The 21,313-nt window shown below is 63.0% G+C and carries 28 protein-coding genes; 11 read left to right on the forward strand and 17 right to left on the reverse strand.

From position 1 onward, the window contains the following. Positions 1 to 3 precede the first annotated feature (3 nt). From BM083_RS06970 to BM083_RS06995, 6 genes are all read left to right on the forward strand, one after another. Complete coding sequence (locus tag BM083_RS06970) at positions 4 to 195, forward strand: 50S ribosomal protein L24e (protein WP_089867554.1); 192 nt, start codon at positions 4 to 6, stop codon at positions 193 to 195. Then, entirely contained in the window at positions 192 to 671 is a 480-nt protein-coding gene (gene ndk / locus BM083_RS06975; protein WP_089867557.1) for a nucleoside-diphosphate kinase, read from the forward strand. Before BM083_RS06970 ends, ndk begins: the two co-directional genes overlap by 4 nt. Positions 672 to 821: 150 nt before the next feature. Further along, a complete protein-coding gene (locus tag BM083_RS06980) occupies positions 822 to 1,127 on the forward strand; it encodes a TOBE domain-containing protein (protein ID WP_089867560.1) in 306 nt (101 codons plus the stop codon). 55 nt (positions 1,128 to 1,182) lie between these two features. Then, positions 1,183 to 2,589, forward strand: coding sequence for a selenium-binding protein SBP56-related protein (locus BM083_RS06985; protein WP_089867563.1), 1,407 nt, complete (start codon positions 1,183 to 1,185; stop codon positions 2,587 to 2,589). After that, entirely contained in the window at positions 2,586 to 2,909 is a 324-nt protein-coding gene (locus BM083_RS06990; RefSeq protein WP_089867566.1) for a 2Fe-2S iron-sulfur cluster-binding protein, read from the forward strand. Before BM083_RS06985 ends, BM083_RS06990 begins: the two co-directional genes overlap by 4 nt. Before the next feature lie 48 nt (positions 2,910 to 2,957). Then, a complete protein-coding gene (locus BM083_RS06995; protein ID WP_089867570.1) occupies positions 2,958 to 3,815 on the forward strand; it encodes a class I SAM-dependent methyltransferase in 858 nt (285 codons plus the stop codon). A 7-nt stretch (positions 3,816 to 3,822) separates the two neighbouring features. Here the strand turns inward: BM083_RS06995 and BM083_RS07000 are convergent, their stop codons facing one another. Both BM083_RS07000 and BM083_RS07005 read right to left on the reverse strand, forming a co-directional pair. Then, a complete protein-coding gene (locus tag BM083_RS07000; RefSeq protein WP_143085690.1) occupies positions 3,823 to 5,352 on the reverse strand; it encodes a hypothetical protein in 1,530 nt (509 codons plus the stop codon). Positions 5,353 to 5,408: 56 nt separating this feature from the next. After that, complete coding sequence (locus tag BM083_RS07005; RefSeq protein ID WP_089867577.1) at positions 5,409 to 5,753, reverse strand: avidin-fold protein; 345 nt, start codon at positions 5,751 to 5,753, stop codon at positions 5,409 to 5,411. A 111-nt stretch (positions 5,754 to 5,864) separates the two neighbouring features. Between BM083_RS07005 and BM083_RS07010 the strand changes: the two genes are divergently transcribed. Continuing rightward, positions 5,865 to 6,152, forward strand: a complete 288-nt coding sequence (locus BM083_RS07010) for a hypothetical protein (protein WP_089867580.1) — start codon at positions 5,865 to 5,867, stop codon at positions 6,150 to 6,152. 51 nt (positions 6,153 to 6,203) lie between these two features. Here BM083_RS07010 and BM083_RS07015 read toward each other — a convergent pair whose 3' ends face one another. From BM083_RS07015 to BM083_RS07055, 9 genes are all read right to left on the reverse strand, one after another. Further along, on the reverse strand, positions 6,204 to 7,043 hold the full coding sequence (locus tag BM083_RS07015; protein ID WP_089867584.1) for a hypothetical protein: 840 nt from the start codon (positions 7,041 to 7,043) through the stop codon (positions 6,204 to 6,206). Positions 7,044 to 7,146: 103 nt separating this feature from the next. Beyond that, entirely contained in the window at positions 7,147 to 8,223 is a 1,077-nt protein-coding gene (locus BM083_RS07020) for a methionine synthase (protein WP_089867587.1), read from the reverse strand. Next, entirely contained in the window at positions 8,220 to 9,227 is a 1,008-nt protein-coding gene (locus BM083_RS07025) for a 5-methyltetrahydropteroyltriglutamate--homocysteine methyltransferase (RefSeq protein WP_089867591.1), read from the reverse strand. The genes BM083_RS07020 and BM083_RS07025 overlap by 4 nt, the downstream gene beginning before the upstream one ends. Before the next feature lie 59 nt (positions 9,228 to 9,286). Further along, the gene (locus tag BM083_RS07030) at positions 9,287 to 9,886 is read right to left on the reverse strand and encodes a HemK2/MTQ2 family protein methyltransferase (RefSeq protein WP_177197581.1); all 600 of its coding nucleotides are present in this window, start codon (positions 9,884 to 9,886) and stop codon (positions 9,287 to 9,289) included. 110 nt (positions 9,887 to 9,996) lie between these two features. After that, positions 9,997 to 11,253: a mechanosensitive ion channel family protein gene (locus BM083_RS07035; protein ID WP_089867599.1), complete on the reverse strand. Its 1,257-nt coding sequence runs from the start codon at positions 11,251 to 11,253 to the stop codon at positions 9,997 to 9,999. Further along, positions 11,246 to 12,142, reverse strand: coding sequence for a 16S ribosomal RNA methyltransferase A (locus BM083_RS07040; protein WP_089867602.1), 897 nt, complete (start codon positions 12,140 to 12,142; stop codon positions 11,246 to 11,248). Before BM083_RS07040 ends, BM083_RS07035 begins: the two co-directional genes overlap by 8 nt. A gap of 189 nt (positions 12,143 to 12,331) precedes the next feature. Further along, positions 12,332 to 12,928, reverse strand: coding sequence for a DUF655 domain-containing protein (locus BM083_RS07045; protein WP_089867606.1), 597 nt, complete (start codon positions 12,926 to 12,928; stop codon positions 12,332 to 12,334). Between the two features lie 274 nt (positions 12,929 to 13,202). Further along, a complete protein-coding gene (locus BM083_RS07050; protein WP_009367554.1) occupies positions 13,203 to 13,559 on the reverse strand; it encodes an RNA polymerase Rpb4 family protein in 357 nt (118 codons plus the stop codon). Further along, positions 13,560 to 13,850: a 50S ribosomal protein L21e gene (locus tag BM083_RS07055; RefSeq protein ID WP_049893969.1), complete on the reverse strand. Its 291-nt coding sequence runs from the start codon at positions 13,848 to 13,850 to the stop codon at positions 13,560 to 13,562. Positions 13,851 to 14,011: 161 nt separating this feature from the next. Between BM083_RS07055 and BM083_RS07060 the strand changes: the two genes are divergently transcribed. The 3 genes from BM083_RS07060 to BM083_RS22770 all read left to right on the forward strand — a co-directional run bounded on the left by BM083_RS07060 (position 14,012) and on the right by BM083_RS22770 (position 16,175). Beyond that, on the forward strand, positions 14,012 to 15,175 hold the full coding sequence (locus BM083_RS07060) for a cystathionine gamma-synthase (protein ID WP_089867609.1): 1,164 nt from the start codon (positions 14,012 to 14,014) through the stop codon (positions 15,173 to 15,175). 4 nt (positions 15,176 to 15,179) lie between these two features. Continuing rightward, positions 15,180 to 15,572, forward strand: coding sequence for an ACT domain-containing protein (locus tag BM083_RS07065; RefSeq protein ID WP_089867612.1), 393 nt, complete (start codon positions 15,180 to 15,182; stop codon positions 15,570 to 15,572). A gap of 222 nt (positions 15,573 to 15,794) precedes the next feature. Further along, complete coding sequence (locus BM083_RS22770; protein WP_143085691.1) at positions 15,795 to 16,175, forward strand: hypothetical protein; 381 nt, start codon at positions 15,795 to 15,797, stop codon at positions 16,173 to 16,175. Positions 16,176 to 16,425: 250 nt separating this feature from the next. On the opposite strand, the gene BM083_RS07070 is transcribed toward BM083_RS22770, so the two are convergent. The 6 genes from BM083_RS07070 to BM083_RS07095 form a co-directional block, all read right to left on the reverse strand. Continuing rightward, complete coding sequence (locus BM083_RS07070) at positions 16,426 to 16,692, reverse strand: elongation factor 1-beta (RefSeq protein WP_009367547.1); 267 nt, start codon at positions 16,690 to 16,692, stop codon at positions 16,426 to 16,428. Positions 16,693 to 16,694: 2 nt separating this feature from the next. Next, positions 16,695 to 16,871 carry an HVO_2753 family zinc finger protein gene (locus BM083_RS07075; RefSeq protein ID WP_009367546.1) on the reverse strand — a complete coding sequence of 59 codons (177 nt, stop codon included), beginning with the start codon at positions 16,869 to 16,871 and terminating at the stop codon, positions 16,695 to 16,697. 60 nt (positions 16,872 to 16,931) lie between these two features. Continuing rightward, a complete protein-coding gene (locus tag BM083_RS07080) occupies positions 16,932 to 18,170 on the reverse strand; it encodes a tripartite tricarboxylate transporter permease (RefSeq protein WP_089867614.1) in 1,239 nt (412 codons plus the stop codon). A 177-nt stretch (positions 18,171 to 18,347) separates the two neighbouring features. Further along, the gene (rpl12p, locus tag BM083_RS07085) at positions 18,348 to 18,677 is read right to left on the reverse strand and encodes a 50S ribosomal protein P1 (RefSeq protein ID WP_089867617.1); all 330 of its coding nucleotides are present in this window, start codon (positions 18,675 to 18,677) and stop codon (positions 18,348 to 18,350) included. 21 nt (positions 18,678 to 18,698) lie between these two features. Beyond that, complete coding sequence (locus BM083_RS07090; protein ID WP_089867621.1) at positions 18,699 to 19,739, reverse strand: 50S ribosomal protein L10; 1,041 nt, start codon at positions 19,737 to 19,739, stop codon at positions 18,699 to 18,701. After that, positions 19,736 to 20,377 (reverse strand): 50S ribosomal protein L1, encoded by a 642-nt coding sequence (locus BM083_RS07095; RefSeq protein WP_009367540.1) that lies wholly within the window; start codon positions 20,375 to 20,377, stop codon positions 19,736 to 19,738. The genes BM083_RS07090 and BM083_RS07095 overlap by 4 nt, the downstream gene beginning before the upstream one ends. 221 nt (positions 20,378 to 20,598) lie before the next feature. Between BM083_RS07095 and BM083_RS07100 the strand changes: the two genes are divergently transcribed. After that, positions 20,599 to 21,309: a hypothetical protein gene (locus tag BM083_RS07100; RefSeq protein WP_089867624.1), complete on the forward strand. Its 711-nt coding sequence runs from the start codon at positions 20,599 to 20,601 to the stop codon at positions 21,307 to 21,309. Positions 21,310 to 21,313 lie beyond the last annotated feature (4 nt).

Consider the following 21,313-nt stretch of genomic DNA (forward strand, 5'->3'; position numbering starts at 1 on the left):
CTCATGCCACAGCACCGTGATTGCGACTACTGCGGCGCAGACATCGAACCCGGCACGGGCACGATGTTCGTCCGCACCGACGGTACCGTCATCCACTTCTGTTCGTCGAAGTGTGAGAAGAACACCAACCTCGGTCGCGAAGCGCGCGACCTGGAGTGGACCGAAGAAGGCAGCCGTCAGGGAGCTCGCGAATGAGCCACCACGACGAGCGCACCTTCGTGATGGTCAAGCCCGACGGCGTTCAGCGCGGCCTCATCGGCGACATCGTCGCCCGATTCGAGGACCGTGGTCTGAAGATGGTCGGCGGCAAGTTCATGCAGATCGACGAGGAACTCGCCCACGAGCACTACGGCGAGCACGAGGGCAAGCCGTTCTTCGACGGTCTCGTCGACTTCATCACGTCCGGTCCCGTCTTCGCGATGGTCTGGGAGGGCGCTGACGCGACCCGTCAGGTCCGCCAGATGATGGGCGAGACGGACCCCGCCGAGTCCGCACCCGGTACCATCCGCGGTGACCTCGGTCTCGACCTCGGTCAGAACGTCATCCACGGCTCTGACCACGAGGACGAGGGCGCAAACGAGCGCGAAATCGAGCTGTTCTTCGACGAAGACGAACTCGTCGAGTGGGACCAGACGGACGCCGTCTGGGTCTACGAAGACGAAGACCACTAACTCGACGCAACTCGACTCGACCCGGTTTTCTCCGTTTCTTCGACGCCGCGAGCACTGCGGCCGACCAGCGCATCGGTCGGCGTTACAGCGCTCCTACCGCACAGCAGGTAGAGAATACTTATTCTCATCGACCACCATTATTCACGACATATGTCAGCACACCCATACAACCGACTGAGCGGCATCGTCCGCTCTGTCGTCCAAGCCGGAACTGTCGCACACGTCGTTCTCGAAGGGTCGGACGGTGACCTGTTCACCACGCAGTTGACGGCCGCCGCCGCCGACAGACTCCGATTGGTTCCCGGTGACGAACTCGAAGCGACGATGCACGTCGCGGAAGTCGCGGTCAACGGTCGACGCGCCCAACCGGTTGTACGAACCCACACTCCGGCACGAGGGATGCAGGCAGTCGGTGGTCTCGACGACTCGTCCGGCGACGACGGAACCATCGTCTGAAACGGTTCTACTCGTCCAAACAACCAAGCCACTTCGTCACGTCTCTCTACTGACCATGAGTGACGCTGACACACCACACGAATCGGCCGAACACAGTCACCACGACCACGACCACCACGACCACCACGGCCCAGGGTACTCCACACCGCAGGCCGCAATCGAGGAGTCCGAACCCGAAGAACTCGCGTACGTGATGAGTCTCTACGTCGGCACCGACGTGGAGGCACCGGACTTCGTCTCCGTCGTCGACGTGAACCCCGACTCCGACACCTACTGCGAAATCGTCGACCGAGTGGAGATGCCGAACCACGGCGACGAACTCCACCACTTCGGTTGGAACGCCTGCTCGTCGTCGTGTCACGTCGAGGGACTCCAACGACGCTATCTGCTCGTCCCCGGCGTTCGCTCCTCACGACTCCACGTCATCGACACGAAAGACCGACGAAACCCCGAAATCGTGAAAGTAATCGAACCGGAGGAGGTGTTCGAACACGACCTCTCGACGCCTCACACCGTCCACTGCGTGCCCGAAGGGAAGATTATCGTCAGTATGCTCGGGAACGCCGACGGCGACCTGCCCGGCGGGTTCCTCGAACTCGACCACGACTTCAACGTCGTCGGCCGGTGGGACCCGCCGGGCGAAATCGGGATGAACTACGACTACTGGTACCAGCCACGGCACAACGTGATGGTCTCCTCGGAGTGGGCCGCGCCGAAGACGTTCCTCCCCGGGTTCGACCTCGAAGACGTCGAACAGGGGAAGTACGGGAGACACCTCAACATCTGGAACTGGGAGACTCACGAAGTGACCCAGACCATCGACCTCGGCGAGGAGGGGATGATTCCGTTGGAGGTGCGGTTCCTCCACAGCCCCGAGGCGAAACACGCCTACGTCGGGGCCGCGCTCTCCTCGAACGTCTTTCACATCCACGAAGACGGCGACGAGTGGGCCGCAGAGAAGGTCATCGACGTCGAAGCCCGCGAGCACGACGACTGGGAGATGCCCGTTCCCGGACTCGTCACCGACCTCCTCGTCTCGATGGACGACCGCTATCTGTTCTTCTCGAACTGGCTCCACGGCGACGTGCGGATGTACGACATCTCCGACCCGGCGAACCCGCGTCTCGCAGACCAAGTGTGGGCCGGTGGCCACTTCGGTCCACGAACCCCCATCGACGGCAAGCGCGAGGTGTTCGGCGGGCCGCAGATGATTCAACTCTCACTCGACGGGACGCGCCTCTACTGGACCACCTCGCTCTTTTCGTCGTGGGACAACCAGTTCTACCCCGACGAGGGCGAACAGGGGTCGGTGATGCTGAAAGCCGACGTGAACCCCCGGAAGGGGACGATGACGCTCGACGAGTCGTTCATGGTCGACTTCGGCGACCTGCCGAACGGGCCGGCACGCGGCCACGAGATTCGGTGGCCCGACGGCGACTGCACGAGCGACGTCTGGCTGTGAGCGAGCGCTACGAACTCACGCTGGAGTGGGACGTCGGCCGCGTGGAGACAGTTCGTGCGAAGAGCGACCAAACCGTCGTCGTCGCCGCACTCGACGGCGGTGTGCAGTTACCGGTCGGCTGTCTGACCGGTGCGTGTGCGACCTGTACGGGAGAACTCCTCTCCGGCGAACTCCACCACCGGCGGCCGCCGCGGTCGCTCAAGCCTCGGCACGTCGACGCGGGGTACGTCCTCCTCTGTATCGCCGAACCGCGGTCGGACTGTCGCATCCGCGTCGGGAGCAAGGTGCAGTCCGAACTCGTCGAGAACCCGTGGAAGTGACTGCCAAAGACGGACAAAGTCTTTGACAGCCACCAGTGTGAACTGCGCATGGACGACTTCCTCTCCGCCAACCGCGACCACTGGGACGAACTGGCCGAACTCCATCCCGGGACGGACTTCTACGACGTCGAGTCCTTCGTCGGCGGCGAGACGTCGCTGATGGACCTCGAACGCGAGGAACTGGCCGACGTCGTCGGCGACGAGACGAGTCTGCTCCACCTCCAGTGTCACTTCGGGATGGACACGCTCTCGTGGGCACGCGAGGGCGCGACGGTGACCGGCGTCGACTTCTCTCCGAAGGCAATCGAGACGGCCCGCGAGTTACGCGACGAGGTGGGCATCTCGGAGAGACGAGCGAGGTTCGTCGAGAGCGACGTGTACGAACTGCCCGAGACGCTCGACGACGAGTTCGACGCTCACGGCGACGGGGCCGTTCGCGACTTCGACGTCGTCTTCACCTCCTACGGTGCGCTCGTCTGGCTGCCGGACCTCGACCGCTGGGCCGACGTGGTGACACACTTCCTGAAGCCCGGCGGGACGGTCTACCTCGCGGAGATTCACCCGTTCTTCGCCATGAGTGAGGCCGTCGGCGACGACGGCTGGATTCAGCTTCCCTACGCGTACGCGAACGACGAACCGATGCCGTACGAGACCGACGAAGGGAGTTACGCCGACGAAGATGCGGACCTCTCGAAACAGACCATCTACGAGTGGAACCACGGCGTCGGCGACATCGTGACCGCGCTGGTGGGTGCTGGACTCGACATCAAGTACGTCCACGAGTTCCCGAAGTCCTGTTACAAGCGGTTCGACGGGATGGTCGAGGGCGACGACGGCTGGTGGCGACTGCCCGACGGGCCGGAGATTCCGATGACGTTGTCGGTGCGGGCGACGAAACCCGAGTGAGACGAAGTCAGTAGGCGAAGAGCTTCCAGACCCACTCGGTCGGTTGGCGCGGGTTTAGTTTCTCTGGGCGCTTGACGTCGACGTCGTCGCCCGTCTCGACGGTGTACCGCCGCCGGACTTCGAGAGAGCTCCCGTCCCGAGTTCCCGACAGTCGAGCACTCTCGCCGGTTACGACGCCCCGTTCCGTGTCGATGTCCATCCGAATCCACGCGGTTTCGTAGGTGACGTTGCGGTCCTCGGGTCGACTGTCGTAGAGCGCCCGGTACACGGCGTCATCGTCGGTCAGTTCGAGTGTCACCGTGTCGTCGGTCTCGTCGACGACCTGCCACTCGCCGGTCGATGGTAGCGGCAGCGCGTACCCACCAGCGGGTCGGACTTCACTCTGGAAGAACCAATAGGCCGGAAGTACGGTCGCCGTGCTTCCGTCGACCTGACGGTCTCCAAGTCCGAACTCTGGGTTGTTGTCGAACGCGTGGTAGGCCAAGCCGGTATCGCCATAAGCGGGGTTGCGCTGGATGCTACTGTTCGCGAGGACCTGCCGGTCGGAACGGTCGACGGTCCACCAGAATCGAAGCACATGGTCGTTTTGAATCTCGGTGAACTGGACGTCGTAGCTCGTCTGTCCGGTGTTCGAGAGCGCCGTCGTATACATCTCGCTCGGATCGTTGGGGAGGGGTTCGAGGTCGGGTGCTGGTCGGACTTCGCTCACGCGAATCGCACTTGCGCCAGCGACGGCGGCGCTCACGACGAAAATCGCCAGTGCGACGTGTCGAATCGAAACCGTGGCCCGGTCCGGTGTCACGTTCGCCAGCGCCGCGTGGACGGGAACGAGGAAGCCGAGGGAGAGTATCCCCGCGGTAAGTACCAAGCCACTGAGGACGACGACCACAGTCGTGAGTTCAGCGTACGACTGTCTGACGAACGCAGCCGCGGTGAGCGCGCTCCCGACGACGACGAAGACGGCGACGAGATGAAGGAGGAGCACAGTCCCCGTCCGGCGTGGCGTACCCACCGCGACGCCGACAGATGTCTCGAACGCCGTCGGTAGCGGGTCATCGTCGACGACACGGGTGACGACGGTGGCTAACGGACCCCACGCGAGGAACGCTCCGATGAGGACACTAGGGAGAGGCGTCACGTACACGAGTTCCCACGGGAGCGTTCCGCCGTCGACGACGTAGAACGCGAAACGAAGTGGCGTATCGACGACGAGGAACAGTGCGGCACCGAGTGTCAGCGCGACGATGTGGCAGGCGACAGCGGCTGTGGCGAGGCGAGGACCGTACTCGATGAGACGTTCTCGAAAGTTCCAGTCGGGCGTCGAACTCGGGCCAGCGACGAGTCCACGGATAGTCGGAAGGGCAGCCCCGAGGACGGGAATCGAGACGACCGGCGGGCAGACCACCGACGCGACTGGGTGGATGAAGCCGAGGACGGCGCGGAGAGCTACCTCAACGAGAACGACAGCGGCGACGAGTGCGAGCACACGAGGGTGGTTTAGAGCGACGTGGAGGCCGGAGCGGAGCGGAGAGGACACTGTCGAAAGTCAAACGTGTCGATGCCGAAACTGTTCCGGTCGTAACTGGTCGGTCACTACTCTCGGACTTCTTCGAGCACACTCCGGCCGCCGCCGGGTTTCGACTCCCACTCCCACTCGTCTTCGATTCGCACTCTTCCGTCGGAACCTTCTTCGACAGACCCGACCGAGTGGCCGGTCGCCGTCTCACCCTCGCGGTTCAGTTGGACGTAGCGGACGTCCCACTCGCCGTCGACGAGCGTCCCGACGAGGTGGCCTTCGACGACGTCGCCGCCGCTGTACGTCGCTGAGAGGCGGCTTCCGTCCTGTGTGAACGTCATTCGTGTGTCGCTGCCGACTTCGCCGCCGTCGTTCTCGACGGCGACGACGGTTCGACCGTCGAGCGAGATGTTCGTAGTCATAGTCGGAACTCGTCGGTCGGAGAGAAAACAGTGCGGTGTCGTGCAGTCGAGTGTGTCGGCCGTGCGAGCGGGAGTAACTTTATTCGAGGAGGTGAACACCTGAGTAATACCGTGCGTACGAACACACTTGTGGCCATCACCTTCGTCGGAACCGGTCTCGGGCTACTGTTCTCGGCGATGGGTCTCGCGCTCTCGGATGGTTGGTCGCTCGTGGTCGGAGTCGTGGCCGCCTGTGGCGTCGCTAACGGCGTCACTGCGGCAATCGTCCTCCGAGCAGACAAGCCAGCGCCACAGACTCCCCTCGTCCGACGAGTACAGCGATTCGCTGCGGCAGTTCTCGCCGTCGTGGCACTCGGTGTGGTCGGGTTGGGAGCGGGTGTGCTCTACATGGCGCTGTGAGGGATTCGACAGCGAACGCAGATTGAAACTGCATCGTCGCTTCGACGTCTATCACGAAACTGGCGTAGGTGAGTTGGGCGTCGTAGCATCCCGAGGCTCGACCCACACGCTGTGACTCCCAGCGGTACCATCTCGCAGCGTCGCCGACGCGGGGTCGAGACCGTCGAGAATCGGTGGCACGACCGTCTCGCTGACGGTCTCACCCACCGGAATATCGAACCCGACTGGGTCGGATTGGTCGTTCCACGACTGTCGGTGTACGAGAACCCGATATCCCGCCGTGCGCGGCCCGACGTTCTCGACGGAAAACTCTAGGGCGGTCCGTCCCTCGCGTTCGACGATGCGTGTCTCACGCCACTCACAGACCGGTCGCTCGGCGAAGAGTCGTGTCGTCTCCTCGGAGAGCGCCCACGACGCGCCCGGACCGTCTCTCGGTCGGTAGACGATTTTCGCGGACTTCGTCGGTTCTGCTGGAATCGGGATACCGAGACAGACGCCGGAGCACTCGCGCGTGACCGGTGCGATTTGCACTGCCTCTTCGCCCGAGTTCGAGGGGCGGGTGAGGTCTTTGCTCCGCTTGACGTGGAAATCTGCCGCTCGAAGTTCATCGTTGCTCTCGCCTACCGCCGACCGGATGTCGCCACCTCTCTCGACATCCACGACGACGTACTGTCTGTCGTCCGCCTGTCGGACCGACCGAAAGATATCGGGTTCCTCGATTATCGACTGCTGGACGGTTGGCGCGGAGACAGTGAGCGTCGCGTCGCCGAGGGCCACAGAATCACCAATCGAGACTCGTCTCGATTCGGGTATCCCGCCGATGTGAGAGAGACAGCCACTCCCCGCGAACGTGGCGGTGCCCGAGAGAGCGAGAAACTGTCGGCGATTCATTATCTGCGACGTTCGGCTACGCTGATAAGTACTTTATCCATCTACCGACAGGTAGAACGAAGAGAGCGAATCGAAGAAGTCGAAGACAGGTGATGTGGGCCGCTTAGTCTGCCTTCGCGACCGGCACGTCGAGGTCGATTTCGCCAGCGTCGAGTTCCTGTTCGACTTCGCGGGCGGCTTTGACCATGTTCTCCATCTTGCCGTAGGCGATGTCACGCGGCAGGAGTTTCAGGCCGCAGTCCGGCGAGATAGTGAGTTTCTCCGGGGGGACGACTTTGAGACCCTGTTTGATGTTCTCCTTTATCTCCTCGACCGGTTCGACTTCGGCGGTGTGAGCGTCGACGACGCCGAGTGCGAGGTCCGGTTCGAACTCGGGTTCGGTGAAGACGTCTATCTGCTCGTAGTCGCCGTTGCAGAGTTCGACGTCGAACTCGTCGATGGGGTAGTCGTTGAGTTCGGGGTAGATGCGCGAGTAGTCGCCGTAACAGACGTGGAGACCGATGCGAATCTCCTCGGGGATGTCCGCGACGATGCGTTCGAGACACTCGCCGACGATAGCGTGGTCGTCCGGCGTCGTCGCCAAGGCGGGTTCGTCGATTTGGATGTAGCGTGCGCCCGCCTCGACGAGTTTCTCTATCTCCTCGTTGACGAGGTCCGCGAGGTCGTAGGCGAGTTCTTCCTCCGTTTCGTAGGCCTCGTTGAACGACCAGTTGGCGAGGGTGTACGGGCCCGTGATGGGGACCTTAACTGGCTTTTCGGCGACGTTCGTGGTGAACTCGAACTCGTCGACCAGCCACGGTTCGTCGTAGGCGACTTCGTCGGCGACGGAAGGCTTGTTGAAGTAGTTGTGCCCCCAGACTTTGACCGGGCCGTTGAACTCGTAGCCGTCGATGCGGTGGGCGAAGAACTCGACCATCTCGTTTCGGCGCATCTCGCCGTCGACGACGGTGTCGAGTCCGGCGCGTTCGTGCTCGTGGGTGATAACCTCACAGGCGTCGTCGTAGGCCTCTTCGAGGTGGTCGGCGGTGAACTTCGAGTCGTCGTCCTCGGAGAGTTCCTTGGCACGGTTCAGCCACTTCGGCTTGGGGTAGCTCCCGACGATGGTCGTCAAGAGGAAGTGGTCGTTCTCGTGGCTCTCGGGGCGGAACTGCTCGCGGTTCTTCGATGGGTCTCGGCTCATGCTTTCACCTCGTTGAGGCTGGCAGCCTCGGCCAGAACGGCCAGTTTCTCCTGTGCTTTGTTCACCGGCAGGTAGAACAGTTCGGTGTTGGACGTGACGTACGTGGTCTCGAAGTCCTGCGAGGCGACCTGCTCTTGCACCCAGTCGACACGCTCGCGGACGGTTTCGGGCGACTCGACGAGCGTGTTCTGTCCGTCGACGAGTCCCAGTGCGATGTCGGACTTCGTGCCGTACTCGTTGATGTTGTAGAGGGTCTGTTCGCGGTCACCGGCGACGAAGTCGAAGCCGATGGCGTCAACGTCGGCGTCCATCAGGTGCGCGTAGACCTTCTCGTCGAGTGCGCCCCAGTAGGTGTTGACGACGACGTCTGCGTCCGTCGCGTCGGCGACGCGGTCGATGACCTCGCTGGCGAGGGCGTCGGTGTCCTCACCGGGCGCGTTCTCGACGAGCGACGGTTCGTTGAGGAACAGCGTCTCGTGGGCGGGGAACGCCTCGACCTCTTCGGCGAGGAAGTCGCCGACGGCGTCGAGGAACTCGGCCTCGTCGCCGTAGTGCTCGTCGGAGGCGAGGTCTGCGAGCGAGTAGGGACCGGGGAGAACGGCCTGCAGTGCGGCCTCGCCGTCGATTGCCTCGGACGCCTTCTCCAACTCGGCGGCGACGTCGCCGGAGAACGTCAGGTCGCCCGTGACCCGTGGGTCGCGATAGAAGTTGTTGTTGTCGTAGTAGCGGACGATACCGCCCGTCTCGACGTTCTCGTGGACAGTCAGCGGGTGCGCGAGATTGTCGTCCCAGCGGAGTTGTCCCTCGACGACGCGGTCGAGTCCGGCGTCGAGTTGGTCGCCGATGACCTCCTCGCGCGCCTCGTCGTACGCCGCGACGATTGCGTCGCTCTCGTCGCCAGAGATTAGGTCGCCTTTCTGGTGGCCTTTCAGGTCGGACAACTGGTCTTTCGCCCAATCGGGGAGGGGGAACAGACCAGGTGTCGTCGCTACGAGTTCACTCATCACTCCCGGCTAAGAAATGCCGAGGCTTAATATTTGCTAATGAAGAAAATAACCCAGAATTATTTTGTGAGCGCGATCACGGTGAGTGTCTCGAACGGATACGACTCCTGAACGACCGTCTCGACGCCGAATCCGTTCGATTCCGCCCGTTCGACGACTGCCTCGTAGCCTGTGAGGCTACTCACAAGCAACAGAACGACGCCGTCGGGTGTGAGCACTCGTCCCACGTCGTCGAGGAAGGGGTCGATGAGTTCGCGTCCGGACTCGCCGCCCGAGAGTGCGTGTTCCATCCAGTCGTCCCACTCGTTGTCCGGATCCGTCGGGAGGTAGGGCGGGTTGAACAGGACGGCGTCGAGCACGCCGTCTCGGAAGGGAGCAGTCAGGTTCGCTCGTGCCGCCTCGACGCCGCGTTCACGGGCCTGTCGAGCGGCGTGCGGGTTGATGTCGCTGCCGAGGACGCGCGCGTCGGTGTTCTCGCTCACTTGCTGGGCGACCCACCCCGACCCGGTGCCGACTTCGAGTACCGTCCCCGAGACGGGGTACTCGACGGCGGCTTGTGCGAGCAGTCCGGAGTCCTCTGCCGGTTGGTACACCTCGATGTTCATGCCGCGGCGCTCGGCGAGGCCGTCGGCACTGGACGTGTCGTTCGTCTCGTTCATCTCGTTTGTCTCGTTTGTCTCGTTCACCTCGTTCTTCGTCCTGCCTCTCTCGCTCGTCTCCTCGGTCACGTCTGTTTCACTCGTCTCGCCTGTCGCTTCTGACTCGTCGCTCATTCGTCTCCTCCGTCGGTCGTGGCCTCGCCGTTTCGCTCGGGGTCGGTCAGCGAGACGTCGCCTGCGTCGTCACGCGACGACAGCGACCGCTGCGGGAAGGGGATACTGATTCCTTCCTCGTCGAACGCCTCTTTGATCGCGGCGACGGCGGCGGTTCGAGCGCGCCACATGCGCCGAGCGCTCGGGTTGTCTATCCAGAACCGAACCCCGAGGAGGACAGACGAGGAGGCGAACTCCTTCATGACGACCTGTGGGCTCGGCACGTCGAGCACCTCGTCTCGTGCCTCCACGGCACCGAGTGCGACGTCGGCGGCGTGTTGCGGGTCGGCGTCGTAGTCGACACCGACCTCGACTTCGATACGGAGGCGGCCCTTCCGTGTCCGGTTGACGATAGCGTCACTGCTGACCTCGTCGTTGGGGAGGATGACGTACTCACCGTCGAACGTCTGGAGTCGCGTGTTGAAGATGGTGATGTCCGTCACCGTCCCCTCCTTGTCGCCGACGACGATCCAGTCACCGATCTCGAAGGGTCGCGAGAACATCAGGACGAATCCGGCGAGGACGGCCCCGAGCGACTGTCGAGCGGCCATCCCGACGATGATGCCGAAGAATCCGGCACCGACGAGGAGGCTCCCGATGTTGTCGGTGAACAGGCTGATGATGACGAAGATAACCGTCGCGTACAGGAACACCTGGGTGAGTCGGAAGAGAATCTCGCGTTGGTGGCGACTGATGGCGTCTCCCGACCCCGCGACGACCTGTATGACGCGGCCGATGAAGTTCGTGAGGATGTACGCCGTGCCGAGCAGTATCGCCGAGATGAGGATGCGTCCGGCGCGCTCGTTCACTTCGAGGTCTTTGAACGCGTTGACGAGGGCGGGTGCGAGTCCCCAGACGTCGACGAGGAGGAGGATACCCAGCGCAGTGACGACGGCGACGGCACCGGACGCGGCGATTCGTTTGACCGAATCGGACGCCATCGACCGGACCCACTTGTGCTCGTAGTAGCGAACGGCGAAGACGGCAAAGAGGATGAGTGCCGTCACGACGACCTGCACGGCGAACCCCGTCTGACCCGGGAAGAGACCCTGACCGAGTGCGTCGAGTGGTGGGGGTAGTTGGCCGACAGTCTGATTCATCGACTCGTTGATCGTCGCGTTCGTGGCCGTTTCGTTCGCAGCCGTTCCGTTCAGTGTTCCGTTCGTCGCCGTCTCGTTGGGCGTCACCGTCGGTGACGACACTTGATTAGGCATCGCTCTCACGTCGCTCGACGTCGACGGCGATGGTGGCGAGTTCCGCGAACTGTTCGGGCGCGAGTTTGCCGGCACGTTTCCGTAAGAGCACCTCGTCGTGGTCCTCGACGGCCTCGATGACTTTCTCGGGGTGCTCGATACCCGTGATGTGGGTCGTGTTGCGGATGCCGTTGCGGATGGTCTTGCGTCGCTGCGTGAACAGTGCCTTCACGAAGTCGAGGAAGAACTCGGGGTCGTCGACCTCGTAGTCGGGGTCACGGGGCGTCGTCCGGACGACAGCGCTGTCGACCGCTGGCGGCGGCGAGAACGCTGTCGGCGGGACAGGTTCGACGACTTCGATGTCGGCGTAGTGCTGCGCGCTGACAGAGAGTCGCCCGTACGCGTCGGTCGCCGACTCGGCGGCCATCCGCTCGGCGAACTCCTTTTGGAACATCAAGACGAGCGGCTTTCCCTCGGGGAGGAGTCGAAACGTAATCTCGCTGGAGATGCCGTACGGCAGGTTCGCCACGCAAGCGGTGAAGTCGGGGAGGTCGACTTCCAGTGCGTCGCCTTCGAGAATCGTCAAGTCGCCCGCCTCGATGTCGTCGGCGAACTCCCGACGGAGGAAGTCGGCGAGGCGGACGTCGCGTTCGACGACGGTCACGTGGTCTGCGAGCGCGAGGAGTCGGTCCGTGAGTGCGCCGGTTCCGGGGCCGACTTCGAGGACGTGTGAGGTGTCGACATCGTCGGGGAGGTACGTCGGGACACGGTCGAGGACGCGGTCGTCGACGAGGAAGTGTTGGTCCTGGTCGGGGTCGCCGCGGAGTCCTGCACGCCGGATGAGTGCGTCGGGGTTGCGGAGCGTCCGCTCGCCGTAGAAGCCGTCAGAGACGCCGTCCTGCTCGGTCATTGCGGGAGATTTGACGACGGATAGGTGTAAACTTCCCGCTTGTCTGTCGGTGTTGGTGTTGTCGGTGTCGTCGGCGTCGTCGGCGTCGTCTTTACTCTGGATGCTCTGGATACTCTGGATGCTCTCGGCGCTGTCGCTGTCGTTGTTCTTGTCACCTCTTTCCTATCAAAACCGAAAGAAGGTCGTCGGCTACTGGGTCGGTTGCTCGCGGCCGACGAACGTCTTGTACTTCAGGTCGTCGTCGCGGAGTTCCTCGATGATACGCTCCACGAGAACCTCTTCGGGACGGTGGAGTCCCGACACTCGCTCTTCGAGTTCCTCGAAACTCTCGAACGGTTTGCGCTTGCGTTCGTCGAGGATGTTGTTCCGGAGCTTTTTGCCGATGCCAGGCAGGAGGTTCAACTGATGAAGACGGAGGGTAATGGGTTGAGCGTCGTTGTAGAAGTCGACGAACCGCCGTTCGTCGCCGGCGACGATGTCGGCGACGACGTATTCGAGTTCCGAGTGGGCCGCGTTCGAGACGTCGTCGTACGCGACTTCGCGGGCGGACTCGACGCGTTCGCGGTCGGCCGTCGGTTCGACGACGACGCGGTCACCGATACTGACGTCGGCGTCCTCCGCGAGTGTCAACTCGAAGAGACGGAACGTCGTCTCACCGAGGGCGTACGCGAGCGGTTTCTTCTTGTACTGCGGCCGGTCGTCGTCGACTCGGCCGTGTGCGAGGTAGTCGAGGACGACAGCATATCGAGCGTCGCCTCCGGTCTCACCGCTCTCGGATTCGGTCATAGGGGACGGTTACGTCTACTGTCTATTTAAACAGTGGGACGGAGTACGAGTGACGACGGTACTCGGAGCGACGACAACACAGCCAACAACCAGCGGACGCCGAGAGATTCGTCTGTCGCTGGGTCGTGTGTGCGGTTCACACGAGAAGGTGAGAAGGCGAGAAGAACAGGTCGCGCCTCCGAGACCGTCTCCCATCGGAGTTACTGTCAGTCAGTACCCGGTGTGCCGCCGGAACGAAGCGACGGAGCACCGGAAAACAGGGACAGTAGCCCTCTCAGACGTACTTCGCGACGACGTTGAGTATCTCGTCGAGTTCGTCACCGTCGAGCGCGTAGCGCTGTTTGGCGAAGACGGCGCGGAGTTCGTCGCGGTCCCGCGGGAGCAGGTCGGCGATCTTGTGTGCCGTCGCCTCGTCGACCTTCTCGAGTTCCTCGAGCTCGCCGACGAGTGCACGAGAGTCCTCCGGGTCGAGCACGGTGAATCGGTTGACGTGCTCGATGGCGCGGGCCAGTTCGTACCGCAGTTCGCGGTCCGGGTCGGCCGCACGCTCGGCTTCGACCTCTTGGAGGAGTTCTTTCACCTCCGAGATGGTCAGATGCTCCTCGTCGATCTTCTCTTTGAAGATAGTCATCTACTTCTGGGCGCGCAGGTGGGCGGGACGGACGAGGAGCGTCTTGTCCTTACCGCCGTCGTTGATCTGGACCTTGAACGCACGGCCCTGCTTTCCCATCACTTCGCCGGTGTGACCGTTGAAGCGCGGGTGGAAGCGGCCCTTGCGGACGCTCGGGTCGAGACGGAGGTGGACCTTCTGGCCCTCCTCGTACTCCTGAATCGCGCGCTGCGGCGGCGACGTACCACGGTTTCGCGGCTTGTTCGAGAGCTTTCCTCGCGTACCCTTCATGGGACCGTTGGAACTCGGCATAGTCGTGAGTTCGATTACTGCGCTTTCGATTATAAAAGGTACGTTCTTCGTCGCGGACGAGTGTCGGTGACACACCACCGGCGATTCGCTCGTGACGACTCACTCACGCCAACTCACTCACGATGGCCACGCTTTAGCGACTGCCACCCGACTGCGCCGATATGGACGACGACGCTCACCGAATCGAGACGCGCGCGATTCACGCCGGTCAGGAACCCGACGAAGAGACGGGCGCGCTCATGACGCCCATCCACGCCAACTCGACGTACAAACAGGACGCTCCCGGCGAACACCGCGGCTACGAATACTCGCGGACGGGAAACCCGACCCGAACCGACTTGGAGGACAACCTCGCTGCCCTCGAAGGCGGCGAGTATGGTCGCTGCTTCTCCTCGGGGATGGGCGCAATCAACACCGTGCTCAACCTGCTCGAAGCGGGCGACCACGTCGTCGCGGGCGACGACGTCTACGGCGGCACGCACCGCATCTTCACGCAAGTCTACGAGAAGTACGACCTGGAGTTCGACTTCGTCGACACCACCGACCACGACGCCGTCGAGGGCGCGATGCGTGAGTCCACGGAACTCGTCTGGGTGGAGACGCCGACGAACCCGCTGATGAACGTCAACGACATCGACGCGCTCGCCGCCATCGCCCACGAGTACGACGCGCTCTGCGCCGTCGACAACACGTTCGCCACGCCCTACCTCCAGCGCCCGCTCGAACACGGCGCGGACATCGTCTCGCACTCGCTGACGAAGTACCTCGGCGGCCACTCCGACGTCGTCGGTGGTGCGCTCGTCGTCGACGACGAAGAACTGGACGAGGACATCGGCTTCTATCAGAACTCCGTCGGCGCGACGCCCGGCCCGTTCGACTGCTTCCTCGTCCTTCGCGGGACGAAGACGCTCCCCGTCCGGATGGACCGCCACTGCGACAACGCCCGCGCGCTCGCCGAGTGGTTGGACGACCACGAGGCAGTGGAGGACGTGTTCTACCCCGGACTGGAGGACCACCCGCAACACGAACTCGCGAGCGCGCAGATGGACGACTTCGGCGGGATGCTCTCGTTCGAACTCGACGGGACGCTCGAAGAGGCCAGCACCGTCGTCGAGGAGACGGAAGTGTTCACCCTCGCAGAGTCACTCGGCGGCGTCGAGAGCCTCATCGAGCAACCGGCGGCGATGACTCACGCGGCCATCCCGCGCGAGGAACGTCTCGCCGCAGGCCTCACCGACGGTCTCGTCCGCGTCAGCGTCGGCATCGAGCATATCGACGACATGAAGGCGGACCTCCAGCAGGCGTTCGACGCGGCGCTGGAGTAGAGAGATGGACCCCGAGGCAGTCCTCGAAGACTGCACCGTCGACGTCGGCGCGGAGGCGTACGCCGTCGTCACGACAGATTCGGAGACGGCGGTTTCGGACGCCTTCGCCACGATACGCGACCGAAACGAGACGACACACGTGGTAAGAGAAGAACGGCTGGACGCCATCGAGACGCTAGAGGAGAAACGTGGATGGGCGCTCCTCACGTTCGACGCCGTGCTCCCCTTCGAACTCGTCGGCTTCCTCGCCGTCGTGGCGACGGCGCTCGCGGAGCGAGACGTCTCCATCTTCGCACTCTCGGCGTACTCGACGGACCACGTGCTCGTCCAGCGGGACGACGTGGCGGAGGCACTCGATGCGCTCGAAGAACTCGGGTGCGAGAGTCGGCGGTTGTGAGCAGGACGGTGACTGCTGTGGTCGAAGTGTAGCTACGGGGAGGAGAGTCGCGTCTGAGTTCTCTGTTAGCTGTCAAAAGTGGCGTGCAACACTCAGAGGGTGTATGCAGCACGTTTTAATTGCCCCAAGGTGAGACTTGCCAAGGATTTCCGTAGTAATTTGCGAGAGGAATTCCTTAAGAAATACAGAAAACACTTACTCACCCGTATCTGATTTGGCGGTATGACACTACCGCCCTCCAGACGCCATTTTTTGCGCAATTTTGCATCTCTTCCACTTCTTAGTTTGGCAGGGTGCTCCGCTCTTGCCCCTCAAGAAACCTCAGAAGAGTGGATTGTCGTAGTTCCAGAAGAAAGCCAATCAGTACCAGAGGGCATCACAGTCCTTAATGCCTCTTCAGAGACGTTCGCGAACATTACTGCACTACAAGAAGCACTGAGAAGTGCCTCAGCCACACAGAGCGAGGAGCGAGCATCTATTTCTCCTGACGAAAGCGACCGGTTCGTTAAGGCCACGAGCGACATTGAGCGAACCTCTGAGCCGGGAGTTTACATGAGATACGAAGAGAAAATATACCGTGTCTATTTGATGGGACTTACATAATTCAGTGAAAAGAGTGAATGACCGACTTGCGCACTGAGTTCAGCACGCCTACGAACAACTATCACAGAATTGATACTCCACGAAGGAGGAATAGCTCGCGTAGTGCTGCCGCTGGAAAGTACAAGAATGCTGTACGCGAGACGAACGAAGTGAGTCTCGCGAGCAGATTTTTTGATCGAGCTTTTTTAGCGGGGTTGAGCGGGCCGAAGGCCCGCGATTCCCCGCGCTGAAAAAAGGTCGAAGGTCGCGTTTAAATCCGACCGACTTCGTCGACGCTGACGGACTCGACGCCCTCGACGCCGCCGAAGGCTTCCTCGATTGCTTCCGTCCCACCGGCACCGTCGGGGACGATGACCGTCGGGAACAGCGCGATGAGACCGAAGGCGACGTCCTCGCGGTCGACGCGGCTGATCTTACCGCCCTCGGGGAGGGCTTCCTCGAGACGCTCTTGGAGCGCGTCGAGGTCGATTTCGGGGCTCTGCGGCATGACCTTCATCTTGGCTGCGACTTTCCCCATCGTTATGGCCCCATGAACCCGCAGTCCGGGCACTCGTAGAGGTTGCTCTGTTTACGGCACTTCGCACACCGGAAGATGACCTGCCCGCAGTCCGGGCACTTGAATCGGGCGGCACTCATCCCGGCGATGTTGATGCCACAGGAGACGCATTGGCGCTCCTGCTGCTGCGACTGGCTCATACCCGTATGAACCGGGCGGCGACTTTTAACGATTGTCTTTCCCTACAGCGCCACAGCACCTCAGAGACCCAGTGCCAAGGGACCGACGAGCACACCCATCAGGTGGACTCGACGCGTCCCGAGTCGCGGCGGGACGAGTCCGACGAGTGTCGCCACCGCGAAGACGGCGACACCGACGAGTCCGGCGAACAGCCCCGACACGGCGACGAGCAGTGAGAGCACCGCAAGCGAGAGCAGTCGGTAGTCCATTCGACCGACTACTCGGAGATAACGGTCGCCGACGAGAAGGACGAGGACGAACCCGGCCGTCGACGCGACGGCGACGACGGAGAGCAAGAGCGGCAACGACGGCGACCCACCGAGTCCGTCGAGTGCGACCATCACGCCCGTCCGTGGCGTCCCGAGCGCGGCGAGTGCGAAGAGGGCAAAGACCGTGTTCGCCGTGTTGGCCCCGCTGGTGGCGACGAGAAATCCGCGTGCACCGTCGTCACTCGGGACCGCAGGGAGCGCGAGAACAGAAGCGATGGCCGCCGAGATGCCGGGCAGGTAGCCGACGACTGCCCCCGCCGCCGACCCCGCAAAGGCCGTCGTTCCGAGTGTCCGTCGCGTCATCGTCACTCGGGCGTCGGCCTGTGGTGGAACGCCTGCTCCGTCCATCGCGTCGAGAAGCACCGGCGCGCCGAACAGTCCGGTAAACAGCGGTGCGAGCATCCCCCCGGCGTCGAGCGGCGCGGCGGGAGACAGGTCGAGTGTCAGTGCTCCGAGTACCGCACTGGCGACGAACGCCACCGCGCCGCCGAGTGCGGACCGACGCGTCGGTTCGGTGAGCAGGAGGAAGGCGACGACAGCCGCGAGGACGAGCGGGAGATTTGCTCGAACAGTAGGGTAGAGCGCAGTCATCGCGGCCGTCACCGGGACGGCGAGTGGAATCGCGAACAGGACGGCCGCGCCGCTCCCGAGTGCAGAGAGTCGAAGCGCCTCTCGGCCACGACCGGCGACGACGAGTCGGTGACCGGGAAGGGCGGTGGCCGCCATCGCGGCATCCGGGACGCCCAGTGCGAGCGCGGGGACGACGTCGAGAAAGGTGTGGACCACGCCCGCAGCGAGTATCGCCGCGCCGACGAGTCGCGGTGGGCCGGGGACGGACGAGGCACCAGCGGCCAGCAAGAGTGCGAAGTTGTTTGCGTGGAGCCCCGGAACCAGACCACTCAGCGTCCCGAGGACGACGCCGACGACGACGAAGCCGAGGACGGCGAGGCTGGTCGTCGAGGCGGAGACGAAGTCGACACCGGGGAGCATCGAGACGAGGTGGTCCCGTCATCGTACCTAAACCGTCGGCTCTGTGTCGCAAACGAGTGGGGCGTGACCAACCGGCAACCGGCAACCGGCGACCGGCAACGCCGTCGCTCTCCGGTGTTACGTCGAAAGAAATCGGGGTTGTGAATCGAATCGAGACTGAGGAGCGTGCAGTCCGGGTTAACCGAACAGCTCGCCGAGGCCTTCGCCCGAGTCGTCGTCCTCGTCGTCTTCCTCTTCTTCGGCTGCTGCTTCTTCTTCCTCGTCAGCCGACTCCTCGTCGGCGGACTCGTCGCCGCCGGAGGAACCGCCTGCGGGGGCTGCTGCCGGTGCGGCAGCGGCCGTCTCGATTGCTTCCTCGATGTCGACGTCCTCCAGCGCGGCGACGAGCGCCTTGACGCGGGATTCCTCGACATCGACGCCAGCGGCCTCGAGGACCGCCGTGATGTTGTCTTCGTTGATCTCTTCGTCCGTCTCGTTCAGGATGAGAGCTGCGTAAACGTATTCCATTGTCCTAGGTACCTAATTGATTTAGCCGAACATCATGCCGAGGCCGTCGCCTTCGTCGTCGTCTTCATCGTCGTCGTCGGCGGCTTCCTCGGTGTCGGCTTCTGCTTCTTCGTCAGCCTGTGCGTCGTCTGCGTCTTCCTCCTCGGTGGATGCCGCGGGCGCTGCTGCGCCACGCAGTTCCTCCGGGAGTGCCTCCTCGTCGTCGATGTGTGCGGCGAGCGCGCGAAGTTGCGCGTCGGCACGGGCGACGAGGTCCGGCATGAGTTCCTCGTTCTCGATGGCGGCGTGGAGGCCGAGTGCTTTGGCCTCGCCGGCAGCCTTCGAGAGGAGCGTCGGCGCGGTCTGCGTCGTCGGGTAGACGGCGTTGACCGAGAGGTTGGTCGCGGCCGAGACCGCCGACTGGATGTCCGCGCGGTACTCGTCGATGTCGATGGCGAGCTCTTCGGGTGCGAAGAGGACGCCTTCGGAGTACACGCTCTTGAGGTCGAGTCCGACCTCTTTCGGCTCGATGCCGAGTTCGCTCAGGACGTTCGACAGTTCCTCACTGACGACCTCGCCCTCGCTGAGAACGGTCGAGTCCTCGGTGACCGTGATGGACCCGTCCATGATGCGCGCGCTCGCGCCGACCTGCTGGAGTTCACCCACGAAGGGACCCGGGTCGACACCCGTGTCGCCCTCGGGGATGACGATGTCGTTCGGCGCGACTTCGCCCGCGTTGATGGGAGCGGGCGTCTTCGACGCTTCCAGCTCCTTGAACAACCCGAACGGGTTGTCGTTGGTGCCGATGAGCGCGACTTGCCCCGCGACGAACTCGGTCAGGTCTTCGACGCCTTCGTCGACCTGTTCGAGTGCGCGCGTCACGAGCGTGTTCCGGCTCATGCGAACTTCGGCCTTACCGTGCAGGCCGCGGCGCATGTTCTGGAGCTGCTTGCTCGGGATGCCCGCCACACCGACGATACCCACCGAGGAGTAGCCCTCGATGAAGTCGACGAGTTCGTCGACCTCATCCTGCTTCCACTGCGGGATGACTTCGGTGCGTCGAACGGATTCGCTTTCGCTCATGCTTCAACCTCCACGGAGGGACCCATCGTCGTCTTCACGAAGATAGAGTCGATGTTGAGAGGTCCCTTCTCGAGGTTGGCTTCGAGACGTCGGATGATGACGTCGATGTTGTCGGCGACTTCGTCGGCCGACATGTCCTGGGCGCCGACGCGCGTGTGGAACGTGCGTCGGTCCCGGGAGCGAAGCTGGACGGTGTTCTTCATTCGGTTCACCACTTCGACCACGTCGTCCTCGGGCTGGAGCGGCGTCGGCATCTTACCGCGTGGGCCGAGCACCGTACCGAGGTATCGACCGATGTTCTGCATCATGCTGGCCTCTGCGACGAAGAAGTCGGTCTCGTCGGCGAGGTCCTTGGCAGCATCGGTGTCGTCTCCGAGGTCCTCCAGTTCGTCAGGACTGAGGACTTTGTCGGCGACGTCTTCTGCTCGGAGCGCGGTTTCGCCAGTCGCGAACACCACAATCTGGGTGTCTTGGCCGGTACCGGCCGGGAGAACCACGCCCTCGTCGATACGTTTCGACGGGTCGTTAAGGTCGAGGTCGCGCAGGTTGATAGCGAGGTCGACCGTTTCGCGGAAGTTCCGCTCAGGTGCCTCATCGAGTGCGCGAGAGACTGCTTGTACTATTGTGTCGTCTGCCATTATTCACCTCCGTAGTACGCAGGAATGCTCCTACGGGTCAGTGAAACAGGCGGTGCCTGTCTCACTTCGAGGCACGGTCATCGCGGACTTAAACCCGTCGAAGCAGAGGCGTTAGAAAACGCCGCAGAGAGTGTGAATCCGTCACGTACGGGCACTCGACGGATTTCTCTCAGACACCATCGGCCGCTACTCATTTGTCCGTGCTACTGGGGCTGTTTGGTATGGAACCAGTCCTGCTGGGTCTCGCACTCGGTCTCTCGTTCGTCCATCTCTATGCCGGGTCTATCTCCCCGACCGACATCGTCTCGGCGCGCCGATGGCTCTCGTTCACCGGCGGGGTGTCCGCCGCGTACGTCTTCGTCCACCTCCTTCCGGAACTGCACGCGGGCCAAGAGACGCTCGCTGACTTCGGCCCCGTCGAGTCGTTTCTCGACCACCACGCCTATCTCCTCGCACTCGCCGGGTTCGTCGTCTTCTACGGGTTGGAGAACCTCGCACAACGGTCACAGCGCAGTGAGAGCGACGAAGGACGCGACATCTTCTGGCTTCACATCGCCTCGTTCACCGTCTACAACGGCCTCATCGGCTACCTGCTCGTTCACCGCCTGAGCGAGGGGTTCTGGAACGTCGTGCTCTTCGCACTCGCGATGGCACTGCACTTTTTCGTCACCGACGCCGGGTTCCGCCGACACCACCGACGGGCGTACCACCGACTCGGACGGTGGATACTCTCCGTCGCCGTCGTCGCTGGCTGGGGGGTCGCACAGGTACTCTCGCTCGCAGAACCGACGCTCGCCGTCTTGGTGGCGTTTCTCTCCGGCGGCATCGTGCTCAACGTCACGAAAGAAGAGATTCCCGCGGAGCGACAGAGCGCGTACCCCGCGTTCGTCGGCGGCGTGTTCGGCTACACCGTGCTCCTACTCACCGTCTGAACGG

Origin of the sequence: Halogranum rubrum (assembly GCF_900114455.1) — an archaeon.
Taxonomy (GTDB): Archaea; Halobacteriota; Halobacteria; order Halobacteriales; family Haloferacaceae; genus Halogranum; species Halogranum rubrum.